The sequence below is a fragment of the Homoserinimonas sp. genome, from assembly GCF_056262345.1.
Genome location: NZ_JBACFR010000138.1, coordinates 1 through 19795 on the forward strand (window position 1 = coordinate 1; position 19795 = coordinate 19795).

The following is a 19795-nucleotide window of genomic DNA, read 5'->3' on the forward strand; positions in this document are numbered from 1 at the left end:
CCGCCGAAACCGCGGTACTTGAGCATCGCGAGGGCGAAGCCGAAGTTGTACTTCTCGGCCCGCTGCACGATTTCGCGGTTGAGATCGTAGCTCGGCATGTACTGGGGCGATGTCTCCGACAGGATCCAGCCGTTGTTGCCGACGGGAAGGAAAACTCCATAGCTGACCATTCGTGCTCCGTTCAGTGCGTGTCGAAGATGTGCTGATAGCGGGCGACCTGTGCCTTGATGGCATCGACCTCCTCGCCGGTGGGGTTGTCGGGATCGGCTGGCACCGGCAACGAACCGAACTTGAGGAGGCAGGCCATGAGAAGCATCCGTGCCTTGTGAGCCATGAGGTTGCTTCCGGCGATTACGAGGCCACCCTGGGTCGCCGAGCGGAACGCGAATCCGCCGCCGCCGCGGCCGACCGCCACAACCGGCATGCCGCGAAAGATCGCCATGCGCAGCGCAGCGGCGAGCGACTCGTAGACGCCGCCATACGGGGCGGAGCCCTCGGCGACAAAGCCGGCGAGCGCGTGATCACGCAGGTTCTTTTCGATGCGAGCGAGAACCTCGACCTCGCTATCGGCGCTGTCGCTGAAGTCGTCCTGGCCATAGTTCACGTATTTCGCGACCGTGACCTTGGGCATCGCGGAGGCGAGAAGCGCTCCCGTGTCGTCCTTAACCGAGACCTCGACGGCGGAGAGCGTTTCGCCTCGCAGCATCGTCCCGGTGACAGACGTAGGCAGCCGGTCGAGGGTCAGCTCGGACTTATGGGTGTGCTTCGAGACCGGAATGAACGTGAGCACCGGTTCTTCGACCGTGTTGCCCACGACTCCTCCCGTGCCGCCCATCGCCATGTAGCCGCCAGGGCGAGCATCTGCCTTGACGACCTCCCGAGCGGTGAAGACCTGGCCGTTCTGGATCATTACCGCGCCAACACGGTCGAGCCCAGCATCGTCGGCCCACACACGAGAGGTGATGTAAGAAGTCGCCTGCACAAGATTGTGGTCACCGTCGTTGCCTAAGACACCGTGGCCGTACTGGGAGCAGTTGCCCACGATGGGCACGCTCGCGTTGGTGAGCAGGTTGAGCCAATAGACGGTTTCTTCGGTCGTCGGGCTGCCCTCGAGCCAGATCGCCCCGTCGTAGTCACCCTCCGCGAGGGTCGTCGAGACCACGTTGGTGAGCTTGGCCAGGGTCGAGATCGCTGGCTCCTGGCGGGCTGGCATGTAGGGAAAGAAGTCCTCACCGAGAACCTCGGGCGGGATCGCCCCCTCCCCCTTGTCGGTACGCTCGTGCTCGGGCTGACCGAGCGTGTATCCGCCAGACGGCGCCGCCCGCACAAAATCGAACTCGGCCTGCGAGCTGAGCAGGTTGTTATGTCCGGACCCGTCCACCGCGTACCGGTCGATCTCGGTGACGATGCGTGAAGCATCCGGATAAAACAGCTGGCGAGCCTGGCCGTCGACCGAGATCTGCGAATCCCAGGCCGAGCCGTCTGCCTGCGTCGCAGCGTAGGGCAGCATGTACGGCCCGTGCGATGGTTCGAGGGTGACCTCGTAAACGGGAGTGCCGCCGGCAACCGCTTCAGTCGTGAACTTGCCCGTGACCGGGTCGATGAACCCGTCGGCATCGGCATAAAGCCCCTGCGCGTCACCCTCGAGCGGATGCGCAGAGTAGGCCTGCACGTATGCCGTGACCGGCGCCGCGAGCAACTGCGATCGCACTGTGTCGTACCCCGCCCATGACGCTACCGGCGACAGGCCACGAGCCTCGCGAACCGAGGGGCTTGTGACAAGCGACGGACTGTTCTGGATGGTCGCGCGGGGCCCTGAGAAGATGACAATCTTCGGCTTGGACGTGTCGTGTGGCATTGTTCTCTTTCTGATAGCGATTGACGGCGGCGAGACGGCTACTGGAACTTGAGCGTGATGATGCCGTCGGGCAGTTCTGCGAATCCGAGGTTCTCCTCACCTACGAGCGGGATAAGCACGTCGGCCATCTCCTGAAGCGCTGCCTCGGAGTCATCCGTGAAGGTCGCTCTGAGCGCGTCGCGACTCATGTCGCGCAATTCAGCGACGATCGCCTCGTCGGTGATGCCCATGTTCCCGGCCTGCTCCGCCCACACCTCGTCGTCCTCCATGAGAATTTCGTAGGCCTCTTGGTAGGCAGCAACAAAGGCTTCGACGTTTTCGGGGTTCTCCTCGATGTAGCTGTCGCGGAACCCGTAGACGAGGTACGGGACCTCGGCGGGGAGCCCGATGCCCGTCGCCATCTCGGCGAGGGTTGCGATGACCGTGTCGCCAGCGGCCGTCATGGACGGGGTCATGTCGTTGTACATCTGAGTGGCCTCGAGCTCGCCCTGGCCGATAAGCCCCTGGAGCAGAGCGGGCGACGGCGACTCCTGCAGTTCGGCATCCGATTCGAGGTCGACGCCGAACTCCTGCTCCGCATAGGCCTTCAAGATGAACCAGTCCGAAGAGGTCTTGCCCATGATGCCGAGCTTGCTGCCAGCCAGATCACCAATGTCTTCGATGCCTGAGTCCTTGGCCGCCACGACGGTATTGACCCAGCTCGTAAAGGGCGCAACTGCCGTTGTGGGGATGTCAGCCAGAGTCAGGTTGGCCAGCACGTTCCACGATGTCGTCATCGCGTCGCCCTCGCCCGTGCGGAACACCGTCTGCGCGTCGTTCGTGTCGGTAACTTCGAGGGTGAAACCGTACTTTTTGTCGAGCCCCTTTGACTTGATCACATAGGCGGGGAACGCCTGGGTTCCGCTTGGGCTCACGAGCAGTTTCACGACGCCGCCGTTGCCGATGGCGTCATCGCTTGCGGGCTCTGTCACGCTCTCTGCCGTGGCGCATCCGGCCAGGAGCAGTGCGGAGAGCCCCAGCGCCAACGCGCCCAGCCCCATCGATGTTGTCTTCATGGTTGCCTCAGTTCTGTGTCGAAACGAGTGGAACGGGGTCGGGGGCGGCGCTTCGGCCGTCAATCTGGGGTGTCTCCGATCACGGTGACGAGGCGCTGAACGACGACCCGGCTAGCCTCGAAAATGTCGGCGTTTTCGCTTGAGCGAGGTCGCTCAAGATGAGCGAGGTCTATCTCGTCCGCGAACGAGCTCTGGGGACCTCGCTTCATGATGAGAATGCGGTCGGCCAAGAACGTGGCCTCGAAGGAGTTGTGGGTCACGAACACGACCGTGGTCTTGTGCTGCGACCAGATCTCGAGCAGTTCTGCTCGGAGGCGGCGAGCGGATAATTCGTCGAGTGCGCTGAAAGGCTCGTCCATGTAGAGCACATCGGGTTCAATGCTGAAGGCCCGCGCAATGGAGGTGCGCTGCTGCATGCCTCCCGAAAGCTCGTTGGGGTAGAAATCCTTGAATTCCAGCAGGCCGACCATGCCCAGGTATCGGTCAACCCGTTCCTGCCACTCCGACTGCGGATAGCCGGCCGCCTTAAGGGTGAACTCCAGGTTGCCCTGCACCGTTCGCCACGGCAGTAGGCGGGACTCCTGAAAGATGTAGGCGCTGCGCACGCTGGCGATGTTCGGGTCTTCGACGTCGATGCCACGAACCCGTGCCGTGCCACTGAAGTTTCTGTCGAGACCCGAAAGGATGTTGAGAAACGTCGATTTGCCACACCCGGAGGGCCCAAGGATGCACACGAACTCGCCCTCCGCTGCCGTGAAGCTCGCGTCCTGAAGCACGATCCGATCGGGTTCTCCCCTGCGCCCCTTGTACGACTTCTCAATGTCTAGGCATTCAATCGCGGTCGTCTCGATAACGGATTTGCTCATTACTGCGGACTGAAACATGGCATTCACCTTCGTTGTTGGTGTCGCGCGGGGTCGTGGCGGTTACGAGTTGCTGAGCGTCTTGCGCCAGTGGAAAAGCTTGTGTTCGATGAAACCGAAGATGCCCATTTCAATCACGAGCATGATCACCAGAAAGCCGAGCGCATAGGCGAGGACCTGGGTCATGTTGAACAACATGTAGTAGTGCTGAACCTGGTATCCGACACCGTTGCTGCGGCCGAGGAGTTCGATAAAGAGGATCATCTTCCACACGAGTCCCAGCCCGAATCGGGCGGAGGCCAGGAGGGTGGGCGCGAGCTGCGGCAGCACGACCGACCTCACGATCGTGAGCCGGGAATTGCGAAACGCCTTGGCCATGTCGATGAGCCGGGTGTCGATTCCCTTTACTCCCTCCCACACGTTCACCGTGAGCATCGGGATTGTGACGAGCGCCGCAGCGACGACGGTTCCTGTCTCGTTCATTCCCACCGTCATGAAGACGACGATGATCGTGACGAGCGCGGGAATCGTCATTCCTATGACGAGCCACGAATCGAAGAACTTCTCCACGCGGGAATACATGCCCATGAGCACCCCCAGCACGCTCGCCACCACCAGCGCAACGACAAAAGCGAAGACAACCCGCCCGAGCGTGACCCCGAGGTGTGGCCAGAGCTCACCGCTGGCAATGTTCTTGCCCAATTGCTCGATGACCACCACTGGCCCCGGCAACACACTTGAGGGCAGGATCACCGACCCCAGCACCCACAGAAGCACGGCGGTGACTATGGATGCCGCCCTGATCAGGTGATCCTCTCCAGGGCGGCGCTTCTTCTTTTTGAGCCGATTGCTCGCGGCCGGCCGCGCCGTTTCGAGGCTCTGCGCCTCCGGTGAGTCGCCGCGCGCACCGTTGACGTCGATCGTTTCGCTGGTCGCTTGCGGTTGGTTCACTGGTGTTCCGATCTGCATCAGTCCTGAAAACACGGTCGGAGCGACGCTGCTCGGTGCTGGAGTCCGGGGGACTGCGGCAACTAGAAGCTATCCATCCAGTGTTTCCCCGCCGTTGCCGGTCCGTGACGGATTGCTGCGCCAGTGGGATTCGCTCATCTCTCCCGATGCACAGGGCGAGACGATCGTCTGCGCCAGTTCGCAGAGGTTATTCGCACCCGGCCGGGCGTGAGCGTTCAGAGCAGGTAAGCGTCGACCATGAACGGGCCGCGGATGTCGCGCAGCGTGTCGAGGATGCGCTGCAGGCCTCGCTCTCCGACAGAAGAAATCTGCAGATCGAACGGGCCAAGGGGTTGCAGCTTGCCCGTTCGAATGCGGATGACCTCCCACCCGGCGGAGCGGAGTGCACGGTCTTTGCGCTTGTCAGCCTCCTCACGCTTGCCAACGTGCTCAAGGCCGTGACGGCCGATGCTGTCGTACTCCAGTGCGACGCGCAGCTCGGGGAGCAGGATGTCTGGCCACACTTCGAGGTGTCGAAAGAACGGCCGGGCCACCTTCACTGCGGTGAACCCCTGGGTCACGCTGAGTCGGGCGAACAGGTCGGCCCGCATCTGGGCTTCGACCGCCGATGCGGGTTTGGGCGCGCACTCGCTGACGAAGGGCTCGCCGACGGCAAGGTTCGGCGTCTTGCTGCACACGGGCGGGGCCGGTCGCTTTGGCTTGGCCTTCGACGCGACGGGCACCCCCGCTTGCACCGGTTTGGGCTTGGCGAGCGCCAAACATTCCGGGCACCACACAGAACGCCGCCGCTCGCGGCTCGGGCGTTCACGCTGCTCGGTGGGAGTGGCAACGAACCGGTGGCCGAATTGCTCGCACTGCCAGAGCAGCAACACATCGGCGGCGGGCGGGATCTGCGTGAGCATGATTCCGTCGTTGTACTCGGGGTGGTACTGGCGCACTAGCGCGGGGTAGTGCGCCCACGCCTCCCGATAGGTGCCCACGGGATACGGCACATCAATGCCCCTCGAAAACTGGCGGCGCGCCCACCAGTCCTGAATCCTCTCTGGCATGCCACCAACGGTACGCGCCTCCACTGACAGCGAGCAGCAGGCAGCGAGCGGCAGGCAGCATCCGCTGAGGTGCGCCGTTAACTGTGGCGGCCCCAGTTGCGAGTGAGGCATACTCGATTGCATGGCAGGCATCCCCAACGGCTTCGAGTTCAGCGTCCACAGCGACCGCGTCGAAATTCGGCACCATGGGCGGCTGGCTACGACCCTGCGCAAGTCCGCAGCACTCAAGTTTCTCAACGCTGTTGAGCGCGATGACCCCCAGCAGGTAATGGCGAGAGTCACCGGAAACTACAAGCGCGGCAACGAGCGTTCAGGCTCTCACCGACCATAGGGCTGCTGGTGCCCAGCCACCATCCGCTGAGGGGTCCGAAACTCGCCTTCCCGCGGGGGGCTGAACACGAATTTGGGACCCCTCAGCGGAGAAATCGAGAGAAATCGAGGTCGTGCGCAACCTAGGCCGCGCGCACCTCGATCTCGCCGGGCTCTGCGCCCGCTGCGCCAAAGATGAGCTTGCGGTTGGCGATCTTGTCGGTGAAGAACCGGTCGTGGCTCACCACGACGACTGCGCCGGGAAAGTGCACAAGCGCCCGCTCCATGACCTGCGTGCTGGCGAGGTCGAGGTGGTTCGTCGGCTCGTCGAGGAGCAGAACGGATGCTCCCGAGAGCAGGCACTGCGCCATCGCCACGCGGGCGCGCTGCCCACCCGATAGCTCCCGGATGCGCTTCTTGAGGTCGGCCTCGGAAAACTGGAACATGGCCAGAAAGCGGCCCACCGACTTGCGGGTCGCGGCGAGCGCAAGACTGTCGGGCATGGCGTTGACCGAGTGGGTGACGGTGTCGTCGCCGTCGAGATTCTCGAGCACCTGGTTATACGAAACAACCTTGGCTCCGGATGCCCAGGCCACGCTTCCCGCATCCGCTTTCTCTTCACCGGTGAGCACGCGAAGCAGCGTGCTCTTGCCGCTGCCGTTGGCCCCGAGCACGACGATGCGGTTGCCGCGGCGCACCTCAAAGCTGAGGTCGGAGAACAGGGTGTGGTCGCCGTAGGACTTGGTGAGCGCCTCGACTCGGCACAGAACGTCCTTGACATGAAGCCCGCCGTAGATCTCCGTGATGATCTGGTCGACGGGCCGCGGAGCCCGAGCCTTCTTGATTCCGGATAGCTGCTTTCCGAGCGACTTGCTCGCGTTCTTGGCGGCCTCGCGTCGGTCGGCGATGCCCTCAGCCTCGAAGGCCAGGAGTTCGGATTCGTGCACGAACTGCTGTTCAAGGGTTTTGAGCCGAAACTGCTTCTGCACCACATACTCGGCAAAATTGCCCGGGTATTCGTGCAGGTGAAAGTTCTCGACCTCGATGATGCGGGTCGCCACGGCATCCAGAAATTTGCGGTCGTGCGAGACGATGATCGCGGCACCTTTGAAGTCGCGAAACCACGACTCAAGCCATTCGACTCCGGCAACGTCGAGAAAGTTGGTGGGCTCGTCGAGGAGCAGAACCTGCGGGTCTTCGAGCAGGATCTTCGCCAGCGCAGCGCGGTTGCGCCATCCGCCAGAGAGCTCGTCGATCGCACAGTTTCTGCGGGCCTCATTGAACCCGAGGGTGGTGAGCGCCTGGTCGATCTTGCGCGAGTAGTCCCAGCCGTCGATGCGATCCATCTCGGCGAACAGGTCGGACTGCCGGTGGATCAGTTCGTCCATGTCGCCGCCAGATGCAGCCGCAGCGGCGATCGCTTCGTCGATCGCGGCGAGCTCCCGCTCAACGGCGTGAACGTCATCGAAGAGCGCATCCAGAACCTCGGTGATGGTGGCGTCACCGCTGAGTTCGGAGAACTGTGAGAAGTATCCGATGCGGGTGCCCGGCTCGACCGTGACCGTGCCGGTATCTGGCTGCACCTGGTCAAGCACGAGCTTGAGCAGGGTGGTCTTGCCCGAGCCGTTTCGCCCGATAAGTCCGACCCGGTCGGCGTTCTCGAGGCGAAAAAACGCCTCTCTCAGAATCTGCGTGTTCTCGAACTTCACGCCGACATCGTTGAGTCGGACCAGGCTCACTCCCCGGCCTCGATCTTCGCCGCAGCGGTCGGGTCGGAGTCGTTCAAGAACGTCGCCAGGCGCTCGACCTCGTCCTCTTCGCCAATGGCGTCGGCGGCACGCTGGAGCGCAAACAGGGCGCGAAGCACACCGCGGTTGGGCTCATGCGACCACGGCACAGGGCCGTGACCCTTCCATCCGGACCGGCGCAAAGCATCCAGGCCGCGGTGGTAGCCGACGCGGGCGAACGCATACGACTCGAGAGTCTTGCCCTCCCCAAACGCTTCGTCGGCGAGCAGCGCCCAGGCAAGCGAGGAGGTGGGATGCGCGATCGCGACATCGGATGCCGAGAACTCCGAGTCTGCAATCAGCTGCAGAACTTCGGGCTCTTCGGGCAGCAGGGTCGGCTCAGGGCCGAGGAGGTTGGTGGGCGTGAGGTTCGTGGGCATACCCCAACGCTAGCGTGGCGCCGATGTGAGGGGTTCCGCCGCGGTCGGGCCAGGCGGGTGTCACTGCACTGCGATCAATTCAGCCGTCCGACTTGCGTGAGACCGCGACAGCGGCCCTACTGCCGACGCTGGCGCCATAGAACACGAGCCCGAGCATCGCGCCGCATCCCACGAGCACGGCCGTTGCAAGCACCGGAGCGGATACCGGCAGAAGCGCCACGAGACCACTTGCGATTGATGCGTATCCGGCGAGCATCGTGGACCGCTTTGCCCGGATGTGAGCCGCCAGCCACGCCTCGTCACTCGCCAGTGTGCTGGCGACGCGGATGCCAGCGACCGAGTTGCGCTTCAGTCGCCCCGACGCTGCCGCACGAGCCATCCACAGGAGCAGAATCCCCGAGCCGACCATGACAACGAACAACACAACTCTCACGCCCAGGTCGTCTTCCATGTCGACGATTCTATTTGCGCGACGTTTTCCCACCTGGTGCTGTTCCGCCCGGAGCCGTTCCGCCCGGTGCTGTTCCGCCCGGAGCCGATCCGCCCGGTGACTGCGGCGGGGCATCCGGGCCTGCGCCAGATTCCTCTGGGTTCACGAGAACATCGTTAAAGGTTCGCACCTCTTCTGGTGTGCGCTGATCCCACGACGGCTTGCGCACGGCGTAGAAGATCAGGGGGGGCACACCGAGTGCGATCACGACCACACCGACCAGCACGGGATAGACCCAGCCTGGCACACCGCCAGCGAAGTTGTCTGGCGGGATAAAGCCGAGGATGAACGCCGCAACGCAGGCGATAATGCCGACCGTGGCAATCACAAACAATCCGGGAGTGCGATAGGTGCGTTTGACGTTCGGTTGCGACCTACGAAGTTTCATTGCCGCCGCGAACATCAGCACGTACATGATGAGGTAGAGGGCTGCCGCCATATCGATCAGGGCGATGAACGCGGTGTTAATGTTCGGGATGAACAGAAACAGCGCGGCGAGAATCGTGACGATGATGCCCTGCGGGATGAGGATGCCCGACTGCACTCCGGCCTTGTTTCGACGCTGCAGAAAGGCTGGCAGATATCCCGATCGCGCCGCCGCCAGTAGGCCGCGGGACGGGCCAGCAATCCAGGTCACGACCGAGGCAAACGCACCGAGCGCAATCAGCAGCGAGAGAATAGGCGTCAACCAGCTCACACCGAACGCCTCGAAATAGTTTTGGAACGCGAGGTTGATGCCGGTTGTCAGCCCGAGCTGTTTGGAAGGCACGACCAGACCGATCGCGATCGTTGGGATGATGAACAGTACGAGGATCAGAATGGACGCGATAAGCACCGAACGGGGAAAACCCTTTCCCGGGTTCTTGAGGTCATTGGCGTGGACAGCATTGACCTCCATACCGGCGTAGGCGAGCACGTTCGACACGATGAGAACGATCGAGGCTAGGCCCGTGAACGGCGGGATGATCGACGAGGCTTCAAGCGATATCTCGCTGTGCCGCCCCGTTCCGATCCACACGAACGCAAAAACGATGAGCAACAAACCGGGAAAGATCGTGCCGGCAAGGCCAGACCACGAGCCGACCTTGGCGAACAGGTTGCCACCCCTCAGCGTGATGAGGGTCGATCCCCAGTACAACACGACGATGACGATGGCCGTATAGGCCCCCGAATTGGCGATATTGGGGTCGAGAAAGACAAATGCAAGGCTGGCGGCGATGAATGCGATTTGGGTTGGATACCAAACCACGTTCTGTACCCACTGCAGCCAGATAGCCAGAAATCCCCATCGAGGCCCGAAGGCCTCGCGCACCCAGGTGAACACTCCGCCCTTCCACCCCGTCGCCAGCTCCGCCGCGACAAGGGCGGTGGGCACGAGAAAGAAGATTGCCGGGATGATGAATAGCGTGATCGACCCGAGGCCATAACCGGCAATGGCGGGAAGACTGCGCAGGGATGCGACCGCGACGACCGTAAGGATGGCCAGTTGCCATACCGTCATGAAGGTGTTCGCGGTGGTGGCCGGAGCGCCGATGGCGGGGCGGTGTTTCACATTGCTGAACGGGTGAGGCTTCACATGCTCTTCGCTCGGGGCTGCGGTGCCATCCGCCCGTGTGAGCTTCTTCGAATGCCTGCTGTCTGTCGACATGTCACACCTCAGTGCGTAAAGGAGGTTACTTGACCCTCGACCGGAATAGGGGCTTCGAGGCGGTCGAGGTATTCGACCGCCTCTTTGATGTCGATCATGAGCGATTCGGCCAGATTGCGGCTAAACCCGTTGCGCACCACGATGCGCTGCACCACGAGATCGGAGATGTCATCGGGCATCGGGTAGGCCGGAATCAGCCATCCCTTCAGCCGCAGTCTCTCTGAGAGGTGGTAGAGGTTCCACTTGTCGGTGTACCCCTCCTTGAGCCGCCAGGCGAAGACCGGTATGTCGCTGCCGTCGTTCCACAGCTCGAACGCGCTGATCGCCGCGATCTCTCCTGAGAGATAGAGAGCAACGTCATGCGACGCCTGCTGAACTCGGCGATAGCCGTCCCATCCCAGCCGGAGGAACAGGTAGTACTGAAGCAGCACCTGTGCGCCCGGTCGCGAAAAGTTGAGGGCGAACGTGGGCATCGTGCCGCCGAGGTAGCTGACCTCAAAGACCAGATCCTGAGGAAGGTCATCCACCGTGCGCCACACAACCCATCCCAGCCCGGGGTAGACGAGGCCGTACTTGTGGGCGGACGTGCTGATAGAGACAACCCGATCCACTCTGAAATCCCACTCCAGATCGGTGTGCAAGAACGGCGCGATCATGCCCCCGGATGCCCCGTCGACGTGGATCTTCACATCAAGGCCGGTCTTCTCCTGGATGCTATCGAGGGCGGCGGCGATCTTCGCCACCGGCTCATACATTCCTGTGTAGGTGACGCCCATGATGGCGACGACGCCAATGGTGTTCTCGTCGACATACTGGTCGAGGTCGTGCCCGTCGAGCACTTTGTGCTCAAGCGATATGGGCACAAAACGGGGTTCGACATCCCAGTAGTTGCAGAACTTCTCCCAGCACACCTGCACTGCGCTTGAGAGCACGAGGTTCGGCTTATCCGTGGACTTTCCCGCTGCCCGTCTGGCCAACTGCCAGCGACGCTTGAGAGCTAGCCCGCCCAGCATGCACGCTTCTGACGACCCGATTGTCGAGGTGCCGATCGACTTTTCGGCGTCGGGCGCATTCCACAGCCGGGCGATCATCTTCCAGCAGCGCGTCTCGATCGCCGCCGTCTGCGGATACTCGTCCTTATCGATCATGTTCTTGTCGGCGGATTCCATGTAGAGCTTGATCGCGTGCTCATCCATCCACGTTCCAACGAAGGTGGCCAGATTGAGTCGCGCGTTACCGTCGAGCATCGACTCGTCGTGCACGATCTGGTACGCCGTCTCCGGCAGGGATTCGCCCGCAGGAATTTGATCCAACGGAAAGTCGGTGGCCTCCCCCGGCCTGGCAAACAACGGATTCAGCTGGTTGAAATCCCCGTAACCGGTGAAGGCATTGCGGGAGCTGTCGTTCGCGGGTGCAGTGTTGTTGGCGTTCATGTTTAACGACACTAGGAAGCATCACGGGCCCCCCAATCACCCACCGAGGGTGATCCCTCTGTCGCCCACGAACTGGCACGGAGAGGCGAGCACTGACATCGTGGGGGAATGCCCTTCGCCGACGAGCTTCTTGGAATCGATGCCGCTGGCGAGCTTGTGCGCGCCATCCGCGCCGCCGCCCCCGAGCTGCCGCTCACTCAGCTCGCCGCTGCGCCGGCACTGCTCGAAGGCCTCGCGCTGCGCGAACGGAGCGACCTGCTGCGGGATGCTCTGCTCCATGACATCGACGGGCCATACTCCGACCTCGCGAGCATCATCCGGCGCGCGGCCGCGGCAGACGCATCCTTTGCAGGGTGGCTCATTTGGCCCGTCACGAGTGCGGTTGCCCAGCGTGCGGTTCTCGACGGCGGCGATGCTGCGTTCGACGATGCCCTGGAGCTCTTGGCGGCACTCACGCCGAGGCTGACTTCTGAATTTGCGCTCCGCACACTGCTGCGCCACAACCCAGAGCGCGCGATCGCGACAATCGTCACCCACTGGACAGCATCCGACGATCCGCATGTTCGGCGTCTCGCCTCGGAGGGAACCCGCCCATACCTGCCGTGGGCCACCCAGGTACCCGCTCTGCTCGGCCAACCCGAGGTGACCATCCCCATTCTGGATTCGCTCTACCGCGACGACAGCGACTACGTGCGCCGGTCGGTTGCCAACCACCTCAACGATCTCAGCCGCAAGAACGCCGCCCTGGTCGTCTCTACCGCCTCAGGGTGGCTCGCCGAACCCGATGCCAACACCGAGAAGCTCGTCACGCGCGCGCTGCGCACCCTCATCAAGCGAGGAGACCCGGCAGCACTGGCGCTTCTGGGCTTTGCTCCGGCGGATGTTGAGGTGACCGAGATTGAGCTCAGCCACGACCGCGTCGTGATCGGCGAGAGTCTCACTTTTTCTACGACGATCACCAATCGGGCCGCGTCGGCCGCGCGGCTCTCGATTGACTACACAGTGCACCACCGCAAGGCATCGGGCGAGACATCGGGCAAGACGTTCAAGCTCGCCGTTCGCACGCTCGCACCCGGCGAGAGCATTGCCATCGCCAAAAAGCACTCGTTCCGCCCCATCACTACCCGGCGCTACTACGCGGGGGAGCATCGCATCGAGCTGCATGTTAATGGGCATTCCGCAGCCTCCCGCGGGTTCGAACTTGCCGCTGAATGACCTCCTTCCCTGCAAAGCCGGGCAAACGCAGCTCTTGTGCATTCCGACAACCGGCCATATGTTAACGAGAAATCACATTGGTCTTGGATGGACAGTGCGATGCTGAGGCGGTGACAAGGGTGTCACCTCGGCGAGGTTCATCCCCGTTCGGGAAGTTGGTCACGCCGTGCCTGAAATGAACAGACGAACCGTACTCACGCTGGGAGCAGCGCTCGGCATTGGCGCCGCAGCCGCCCCCAGCGCCGCGTGGGCGTGGTCACCGGCCCGATCGGTGCTCGGCACCGGCACGGGGCTCGACCCGCAGTGGGTGTGGGACGACGAGATCGACCGCATCATGGCATCAGCGCTGACCAACGGTCATGTGCCCCAGATCAACACCGCCATGGCCAAGTGGGTGAATAACAAGGATGCGCTGCCCGCCGGCATCCCAGCAGACCTCACCGCCTTCCTCCAGACCAGCACCAAACTGCCAACGTGGGCCGACCCGGTGAAGCTGCGCAGGGCTGGAGTGCTCAACCGCCGCCTCGAGATGTACCTCTTCATGCTCTACGGCGTCGGCGGCGGAACCATGAGCACCGTCATCCCGCGAGAGGCAAAGTCGGTTTACTGGTCAGCTGGCGGTGCCGACATGCAGGATCGCGCGGCCAAGACATTCACCTTCGGCTACGACCTCGAAGACCCCAATGCTTTCGAACCAGACGGTCAGATGATCGTCACGGGCAACAAGACCCGCATGGTCCATGCCGCGGTTCGACACCTTCTGCCTCAGTCGCCCCACTGGAAGGCCGTCGCCGACGAGGCGATCCCGATCAGCAACGCGGATATCCTCGTCACCTTCCACAGCACCGGAACCTTCGCTCATATGAAGATGAAGGAGTGGGGCATCAAGTTCACCGCGGCCGAGGACGAGGCCTTCCTGCACCACTGGCAGGTGGCCCTGCACTACCTGGGCGTGCGTGACGAGTACATCCCGGCCAGCTGGCCCGATGCCTACGCCCAGTCTGCCCAGGTACTGACGCCCATCCTCTCCCCGACGATGGAGGGCAAGGCTCTCGCCGAGGTTCTGCTGGGGCTACCCGCTCAGGTCGACCTCGGCCTCACCCGCGGCTTCATCAACGAGTTCGTGCGGTACCAGCTCGGTCACGAAGTGGGCGACTGGCTCAACCTCAGGCGCGACTACGCTTCGGCCGCCCTGATCAAGACCGCATGGCCCGCCTACATCGCGTTCCGAGAGGGAACCAACCCCTTCATGCCGGTCACCTACCGCACGTTCGACCGACTGGTTAAGGGCATCGGCATGGCGTTCCTCAACAAGGGCGCCGATGGCAAGACCACGCCCATCACCATCCCTACCGGTAACCGTCCGTCATAACCCGGGCCACGCCGCCGCACCACCGAGGGCCCTGCGATCACTCCGATCGCGGGGCCTTCGCCACGCTGACTGGGTGGCGCGCGCCGCCGCGAGCCGAGAACGCGAGCGCGGCGAGTCCACCCAGAAGCAGCAGCCCCGCCAGCGCCAACGGCAGGGCAGATTCGGAGCCGGTGGCCGCCAAGGTGCGCACATCGGCACCGGCCGCTGGCTCCACAGGCGCGACTGGAGCGGCGCCCGGCGCGACGGGGATCACCGCATTGGAAGCAACGGATGCTGCCCCTGCGCCCACACTGTTCGTCGCGGTGACACTAAACCGGTAGGTGTCACCGTTGGTCAAACCCGTCACGATGATGGGGCTGCCAGCGCCAGAGCCCGTTTGGCCACCGCGTCCCGGGTTTGTCAGGTTCGTCGCCGTCACCGTGTATCCGGTTATTGCCGAGCCGCCATCGCTGAGCGGGGCGGCGAAAACCACAGTCGCCCGGCCGTCTCCGGCCGTCGCGACGACACCGGTCGGCTCGCTCGGCACGACGGCCAACACAATCACCGAGAGCTTGGCTGCGCCCTGGCTCGTCACGTACACCGTTCCGCTGCGCGCATTGACCGCCACCTCAGAGGGAAAGCTGCCCACCGAAACGTCTGAGACGACCGCGTTCGTCGCGCCATCAATCACGAACACTCTCTGGTCTTGCTGCACCACAAATACGGTGTTGGTGCTCGCATCCACCGCCACTGCGCGCGGAAAGTACCCCACAGGCACGGCACTCACCGCCTTGGTGACTCCGTCGATCACCGACACCGAGCGGCCGGAGTAATTGGTCACATATACGGTGTTGGTGCTGGCGTTGACGGCCAGCCCATAGGGGAAGCTGCCCACCGGAAGCGTGTCGGCGACTGTATTGAGGCCGCCGTCGATCACCGAGACCGTGTTGCTGCTGGAGTTGGACACGTACACCGTATTCGTAGCCGGATTCACTGCCACCCCATAGGGGTAGCTGCCCACACCTACCCTGGCCATCACAGCGTTGATGAGTCCGTTGATCACCCACACAGAGTTGTCACCACTGCTCGTCACATAGATCCGGTTCGTGGTCGCGTTAACCGCAATGCCAAACGGAGCGTTGCCGACGCCGATCCTGCCCGTCACGGAGTTGGTTGCCCCATCAATCACCGAGACCGAATTGTCGCGGAGATTTGTCACGTACACGGTGTTCGTGCTCTCGTTCACCGCCACCCCGTAGGGGAAATCGCCGACGGGAACGGTCGCCTTCACAGTATTGGTGGCGCCATCAATCACCGAGACCGTGTCATCGAGCTGGTTGGCCACATACACGGTGTTCGTGCCCGCATTCACTGCCACCCCGTACGGGTCGCTTCCGGTGGTCACGGCCCCCTCCACGACGAAGCTGGTGGCGGCTGACGCGGATGCCGCCGGGGCAAGCACGAGGCCAGCGACCGCAAGCGTGAGGGCAAGCGCGGAGGCAATGGGCAAGCGGAAACCGCCGGGAAGCTGGCGCTCGGGCGCGCGAAACTGAGGCATACGACCACGGTGGCCGAATCTGCGATGGCGCAATAGGGACTTAGCCCCCCAGACAGCCAAAAAACCCCCTGCATCCCATATAAACAAAGGGGTGCAGGGGGTTTTCAGTGGCGGTACCGGTGGGATTTGAACCCACGGTGCGCTTTCACGCACACAACTTTTCGAGAGTTGCACCTTCGGCCGCTCGGACACGGTACCGCCAACGATTGTAGTACACGCTGGCACCCCCTCATGCACGCCGTCACTCGCGCACCCGCGCCTCCCAGCGAAACCTCCCTACGATCTGAACATGAGAATTCGCACTGTTGGATGGGCCGCATTGGCAACCGCACTCGTGGGGGCAGGCGGCGCGCTCGCTACCACTCTCGTGCAGCAGCGCCGCATCCAGGGCATGGAGCGGCTCGCGCAGACGATTCCCATCAACTCCAAATACTGGCGGGATCGCGCCAAAAAGAAGGGCGAGTTGCTCTATGTGGCGCTCGGCGATTCCGCGGCCCAGGGCATCGGGTCGAGCAAGCCGCAGCGTGGCTACGTTGGCGAGATTGCGCGGATGCTGCGCGAAACCACGGGCCGCAGCGTTCGGGTCGTTAATCTGAGCGCTTCTGGTGCACGGTTGCGCGAGGCCATCGAGAAGCAGTTGCCTGCCCTCGCGAAGCTGGGCGTGGAGCCCGATGTCGTTACGGTCGGAATCGGCGCCAACGACATCGGCACGTGGGATCCCGACCGGTTCGAGCGCGAGATTGAGCAGCTCTACTCTGCAATTCCCGCGCACAGCATCGTCGGAAATGTGCCGAGTTTCTATGTGGGCAGGGCACAGGCGAACGTGCGGGTGGCCAACGAGATGATCGCGGCGGCGGCGCAGCGGCACGGCCTCAGCGTGGCCCCCGTTCACCGCGAAACCCACCGGCTGGGCATGCTGCGATACGCCCTCAACCAGGTGTCGCAGGATTTCTTTCACCCCAACGATCGCGGCTACCGCGCCTGGACCAACGCCTTTCTGCCACTCGTCGAGCGGCGCGCGGTCGAGCTCGTCGCCCAGCAGGCGGAGAGAGAGGCGGATGCCGCCGCTGGCGGTGTCGGCGGCCTCACCTAGGCTGGTCGCATGGCCCGCATAACCACCAACTTTCGCTGCTCTGAGTGCGGGTGGACAACCCTCAAATGGGCCGGCCGCTGCGGCGAGTGCCAGGCCTGGGGCACGGTCGCTGAAGCGGGCCAGACCACGGGCATCGCCCGCACGCTTAAGCCCGTCGTGCTCAGCGATGAGCGGGCAGCGCAGCCCATCACCGCCATAACGGCAAGCGCGGTGGCTCACTGGCCGAGTGGCATCGCGGAGTTTGACCGCGTGCTTGGCGGCGGCATTGTCCCCGGGGCCACAATCCTGCTCAGCGGCGAGCCGGGCGTCGGCAAGTCGACCCTGCTGCTCGAAGTGGCCTCCCGTGCGGCCGCCACCGGCAAGCGGGTGCTCTACGTTTCGGCAGAGGAATCCGTGAACCAGGTGCGGATGCGCGCCCAGCGCACCGGGGCGCTGCATGACAGCCTCTATTTGGCGGCCGAAACGGATCTCGCCACGATCATCGGGCAGATCGACCAGGTTCACCCCGACCTGCTCGTTGTCGACTCTGTGCAGACGGTGTCCTCGTCGCTGAGCGACGGTCTCGCGGGCCAACCCGGCCAGGTGCGCGAGGTCGCATCCACCCTCATCCGCATCTCCAAAGACCGCGACCTGCCCCTGCTGCTCGTCGGCCACGTCACCAAGGACGGCTCTATCGCCGGGCCGCGCCTACTCGAACACCTCGTCGATGTCGTGTGCCAGTTCGAAGGCGACCGGCAGACAGCGCTGCGATTCATCCGCGCCCACAAGAATCGCTTCGGACCAACGGATGAGGTGGGCTGCTTCGAGATGACCGGTGACGGCATCGCCGAGGTCGCCGACCCCAGTGGCCTGTTCCTCAGCCGCAGCACCGCCCCCGTCAGCGGCACCTGCGTCACCATCGCCACCGAGGGGCGCCGCTCCCTGCCCGTCGAGGTGCAGGCCCTCATCGTCAAGAGTTCGGCGCCTCAACCACGCCGCGTCACCAACGGGGTCGACTCCTCCCGGGTTGCCATGCTGCTCGCGGTGCTGGAGCGCCGCGCCAAGCTACCGCTCAGCAGCAGCGATGTCTACGTCTCAACGGTGGGCGGCATCCGCCTCACCGAGCCGGGCGCCGATCTCGCCATCGCACTCGCCATCGCCAGCGCCTACAGCGATAAGGCGTTCCCCACCACGCTTGCCGCAATCGGCGAGATCAGCCTCGCGGGCGAGATCCGCAGCGTCAGCCACAGCAAGCAGCGGGCGGCGGAGGCTCACCGGCTCGGGTTCACCACCCTCATTGACAGCACCAGCACACACCTGCGCGAAGCGATGCGCACCGCGTTCGCTACGACCGAGACGGTGCAGCCCGAAGTGCCGCAGTTCTAACGCTGCCGAACACGCTGCCGAACCTAGAGCAGGCGAAAGTAGACGGGGTCCGACTCGAGCTCGCCCAGCTTGACCACAAAGTAGTAGGTCGCGTCTCCGGCGGGAACCGCGGTCGTGCTGCTGTCGCAGGGCGAAGACCGTGTGCGGTCCCATGCGAGCGGAGCCGTGCTGATGGGAGTGTTGGGTTCCAACACGACGGGCGCATCGACGGGTTCCGTCTGGCAATCGGTCGAAAGCCAATAGGCCTCCTCGCCGCTGCCGACCTCAAAGACCTGCTGCGTCGTGCCCGCATTGACCGTGCAGGGAGAAGCCCCGATGTTGGTGAGCTGCAGGCTCAGCTGCGGAATCACGCCGGCGGCATACGCGGTCTTGTCGGCGATCGCCTCGATCTTCACGCTCTGCGGACGGCACGGTGTCTCCGGCCCGGCATCCACGACGGGTTCGTCGCTCGGCTTCGGGCTGCTCGATTCGCTGGCCGCTGGAGCAGTCGAGGCTCCCGGATCCTTGCCGTCGGCAGCGCCGGGGCGCACCACGATGAGCACAATGACAATGATGACCGCGAGAAGGCCAAGTCCCAGCACCAGCCGGCGCCGCCAATACACCTGAGGCGACTGCGGGCCGACGGGGTTTCGGATCGTCGACATGTACTCAGACTAGCTAGAGAGTCTTGATCATCCGGGTATTGCCGAGCGTGTTGGGCTTGACCCTCGACAGGTCAAGAAACTCCGCGACACCCTCGTCGGGCGAGCGCAAAAGTTCGGCATAGACCTCGGGATCAACGGTCTCTTCTCCCATGGGCATAAAGCCGTGACGGGAGAAGAAGTCGACCTCAAAGGTGAGGCAGAACAGTCGGCTCAGCCCCAGATCTCGAGCGCTCTGCTCAAGCGCGGTCAGCAGCGCATGTCCGATGCCCTTGCCGAGATACTGCTTCGAAACGGCGAGAGTGCGCACCTCGGCGAGGTCCTCCCACAGCACATGCAGCGCACCGCATCCGATCACTGCACCGGCTTCGTCGACAGCGACCTGAAACTCTTGGATGTTCTCAAAGAACACCACAAGATCTTTGCCGAGCAGGATGCGCTCCTGCACGAGAGGCTCGACGAGCGCCTGAATCTGCCGCACATCCCCCGTTCGTGCGGGGCGAACGGTGAAGGTCTGCGTGTCGGAAGTCACCCTTCGATGCTACTGCGCGACCGGTCAGGTCACACTCGCCCACATCCGCCCCACCCCACCCCACCACGCCACGCCGAGGGGTCCCGAATTCGCCTTCGCGGCGATCTCGTGGACGCATTTGGGACCCCTCGGCGGTAATGGGTTGGCGCGGGCGCGGGCGGCGACAGCGCCAACGCCCGCTCCACCCCCCTCTCCGACG

At 63.5% G+C, this 19795-nt stretch carries 18 protein-coding genes and 1 tRNA gene; 5 read left to right on the forward strand and 14 right to left on the reverse strand.

The window, feature by feature from the left end:
* Window positions 1-181 precede the first annotated feature (181 nt).
* From AC062T_RS06800 to AC062T_RS06820, 5 genes are all read right to left on the reverse strand, one after another.
* Complete coding sequence (locus AC062T_RS06800; RefSeq protein WP_476028572.1) at window positions 182-1858, reverse strand: asparaginase domain-containing protein; 1677 nt, start codon at window positions 1856-1858, stop codon at window positions 182-184.
* Between the two features lie 38 nt (window positions 1859-1896).
* A complete protein-coding gene (locus AC062T_RS06805; protein WP_476028574.1) occupies window positions 1897-2913 on the reverse strand; it encodes an ABC transporter substrate-binding protein in 1017 nt (338 codons plus the stop codon).
* A 59-nt stretch (window positions 2914-2972) separates the two neighbouring features.
* A complete protein-coding gene (locus tag AC062T_RS06810) occupies window positions 2973-3779 on the reverse strand; it encodes an ABC transporter ATP-binding protein (protein WP_476028576.1) in 807 nt (268 codons plus the stop codon).
* Between the two features lie 60 nt (window positions 3780-3839).
* Complete coding sequence (locus tag AC062T_RS06815; RefSeq protein WP_476028578.1) at window positions 3840-4727, reverse strand: ABC transporter permease; 888 nt, start codon at window positions 4725-4727, stop codon at window positions 3840-3842.
* A 233-nt stretch (window positions 4728-4960) separates the two neighbouring features.
* Window positions 4961-5794 (reverse strand): hypothetical protein, encoded by an 834-nt coding sequence (locus AC062T_RS06820; protein ID WP_476028580.1) that lies wholly within the window; start codon window positions 5792-5794, stop codon window positions 4961-4963.
* A gap of 121 nt (window positions 5795-5915) precedes the next feature.
* Between AC062T_RS06820 and AC062T_RS06825 the strand changes: the two genes are divergently transcribed.
* The gene (locus AC062T_RS06825; protein ID WP_476028582.1) at window positions 5916-6125 is read left to right on the forward strand and encodes a hypothetical protein; all 210 of its coding nucleotides are present in this window, start codon (window positions 5916-5918) and stop codon (window positions 6123-6125) included.
* A gap of 121 nt (window positions 6126-6246) precedes the next feature.
* Here the strand turns inward: AC062T_RS06825 and AC062T_RS06830 are convergent, their stop codons facing one another.
* From AC062T_RS06830 to gad, 5 genes are all read right to left on the reverse strand, one after another.
* Entirely contained in the window at window positions 6247-7812 is a 1566-nt protein-coding gene (locus tag AC062T_RS06830) for an ABC-F family ATP-binding cassette domain-containing protein (protein ID WP_476028584.1), read from the reverse strand.
* Window positions 7813-7838: 26 nt separating this feature from the next.
* On the reverse strand, window positions 7839-8270 hold the full coding sequence (locus AC062T_RS06835) for a DUF3151 domain-containing protein (protein WP_476028586.1): 432 nt from the start codon (window positions 8268-8270) through the stop codon (window positions 7839-7841).
* A gap of 79 nt (window positions 8271-8349) precedes the next feature.
* Window positions 8350-8721 (reverse strand): SdpI family protein, encoded by a 372-nt coding sequence (locus AC062T_RS06840; RefSeq protein ID WP_476028588.1) that lies wholly within the window; start codon window positions 8719-8721, stop codon window positions 8350-8352.
* A 10-nt stretch (window positions 8722-8731) separates the two neighbouring features.
* Window positions 8732-10408, reverse strand: a complete 1677-nt coding sequence (gene gadC, locus AC062T_RS06845; protein WP_476028590.1) for a glutamate/gamma-aminobutyrate antiporter GadC — start codon at window positions 10406-10408, stop codon at window positions 8732-8734.
* 8 nt (window positions 10409-10416) lie between these two features.
* Entirely contained in the window at window positions 10417-11841 is a 1425-nt protein-coding gene (gene gad / locus AC062T_RS06850) for a glutamate decarboxylase (protein WP_476028592.1), read from the reverse strand.
* Between the two features lie 108 nt (window positions 11842-11949).
* Here gad and AC062T_RS06855 point away from each other — a divergent pair, with 108 nt between their 5' ends.
* Window positions 11950-13056 carry a DNA alkylation repair protein gene (locus tag AC062T_RS06855; RefSeq protein ID WP_476028594.1) on the forward strand — a complete coding sequence of 369 codons (1107 nt, stop codon included), beginning with the start codon at window positions 11950-11952 and terminating at the stop codon, window positions 13054-13056.
* Window positions 13057-13231: 175 nt separating this feature from the next.
* Entirely contained in the window at window positions 13232-14428 is a 1197-nt protein-coding gene (locus AC062T_RS06860) for an oxygenase MpaB family protein (RefSeq protein ID WP_476028596.1), read from the forward strand.
* A gap of 37 nt (window positions 14429-14465) precedes the next feature.
* Here AC062T_RS06860 and AC062T_RS06865 read toward each other — a convergent pair whose 3' ends face one another.
* Together AC062T_RS06865 and AC062T_RS06870 are read right to left on the reverse strand one after the other, a co-directional pair.
* Complete coding sequence (locus AC062T_RS06865) at window positions 14466-15965, reverse strand: fibronectin type III domain-containing protein (protein WP_476028598.1); 1500 nt, start codon at window positions 15963-15965, stop codon at window positions 14466-14468.
* A gap of 108 nt (window positions 15966-16073) precedes the next feature.
* Window positions 16074-16163, reverse strand: a tRNA-Ser gene (locus tag AC062T_RS06870).
* Window positions 16164-16254: 91 nt separating this feature from the next.
* Here AC062T_RS06870 and AC062T_RS06875 point away from each other — a divergent pair.
* Both AC062T_RS06875 and radA read left to right on the forward strand, forming a co-directional pair.
* A complete protein-coding gene (locus AC062T_RS06875; protein WP_476028600.1) occupies window positions 16255-17058 on the forward strand; it encodes an SGNH/GDSL hydrolase family protein in 804 nt (267 codons plus the stop codon).
* A gap of 9 nt (window positions 17059-17067) precedes the next feature.
* Entirely contained in the window at window positions 17068-18423 is a 1356-nt protein-coding gene (gene radA, locus AC062T_RS06880) for a DNA repair protein RadA (RefSeq protein WP_476028602.1), read from the forward strand.
* A 23-nt stretch (window positions 18424-18446) separates the two neighbouring features.
* On the opposite strand, the gene AC062T_RS06885 is transcribed toward radA, so the two are convergent.
* Window positions 18447-19067, reverse strand: coding sequence for a hypothetical protein (locus AC062T_RS06885; protein ID WP_476028604.1), 621 nt, complete (start codon window positions 19065-19067; stop codon window positions 18447-18449).
* A gap of 13 nt (window positions 19068-19080) precedes the next feature.
* Entirely contained in the window at window positions 19081-19596 is a 516-nt protein-coding gene (locus tag AC062T_RS06890; protein ID WP_476028606.1) for an amino-acid N-acetyltransferase, read from the reverse strand.
* Window positions 19597-19795 lie beyond the last annotated feature (199 nt).

Excerpts from the sequence above, each read along its gene's own strand:
- AC062T_RS06800 (WP_476028572.1), bottom strand. The coding sequence starts at position 1,858 with ATGCCACACGACACGTCCAAGCCGAAGATTGTCATCTTCTCAGGGCCC.
- AC062T_RS06805 (WP_476028574.1), bottom strand. The coding sequence starts at position 2,913 with ATGAAGACAACATCGATGGGGCTGGGCGCGTTGGCGCTGGGGCTCTCC.
- AC062T_RS06810 (WP_476028576.1), bottom strand. The coding sequence starts at position 3,779 with ATGAGCAAATCCGTTATCGAGACGACCGCGATTGAATGCCTAGACATT.
- AC062T_RS06820 (WP_476028580.1), bottom strand. The coding sequence starts at position 5,794 with ATGCCAGAGAGGATTCAGGACTGGTGGGCGCGCCGCCAGTTTTCGAGG.
- AC062T_RS06825 (WP_476028582.1), top strand. The coding sequence starts at position 5,916 with ATGGCAGGCATCCCCAACGGCTTCGAGTTCAGCGTCCACAGCGACCGC.
- AC062T_RS06835 (WP_476028586.1), bottom strand. The coding sequence starts at position 8,270 with ATGCCCACGAACCTCACGCCCACCAACCTCCTCGGCCCTGAGCCGACC.
- AC062T_RS06840 (WP_476028588.1), bottom strand. The coding sequence starts at position 8,721 with ATGGAAGACGACCTGGGCGTGAGAGTTGTGTTGTTCGTTGTCATGGTC.
- gadC (WP_476028590.1), bottom strand. The coding sequence starts at position 10,408 with ATGTCGACAGACAGCAGGCATTCGAAGAAGCTCACACGGGCGGATGGC.
- gad (WP_476028592.1), bottom strand. The coding sequence starts at position 11,841 with ATGAACGCCAACAACACTGCACCCGCGAACGACAGCTCCCGCAATGCC.
- AC062T_RS06855 (WP_476028594.1), top strand. The coding sequence starts at position 11,950 with ATGCCCTTCGCCGACGAGCTTCTTGGAATCGATGCCGCTGGCGAGCTT.
- AC062T_RS06860 (WP_476028596.1), top strand. The coding sequence starts at position 13,232 with ATGAACAGACGAACCGTACTCACGCTGGGAGCAGCGCTCGGCATTGGC.
- AC062T_RS06865 (WP_476028598.1), bottom strand. The coding sequence starts at position 15,965 with ATGCCTCAGTTTCGCGCGCCCGAGCGCCAGCTTCCCGGCGGTTTCCGC.
- AC062T_RS06875 (WP_476028600.1), top strand. The coding sequence starts at position 16,255 with ATGAGAATTCGCACTGTTGGATGGGCCGCATTGGCAACCGCACTCGTG.
- radA (WP_476028602.1), top strand. The coding sequence starts at position 17,068 with ATGGCCCGCATAACCACCAACTTTCGCTGCTCTGAGTGCGGGTGGACA.
- AC062T_RS06885 (WP_476028604.1), bottom strand. The coding sequence starts at position 19,067 with ATGTCGACGATCCGAAACCCCGTCGGCCCGCAGTCGCCTCAGGTGTAT.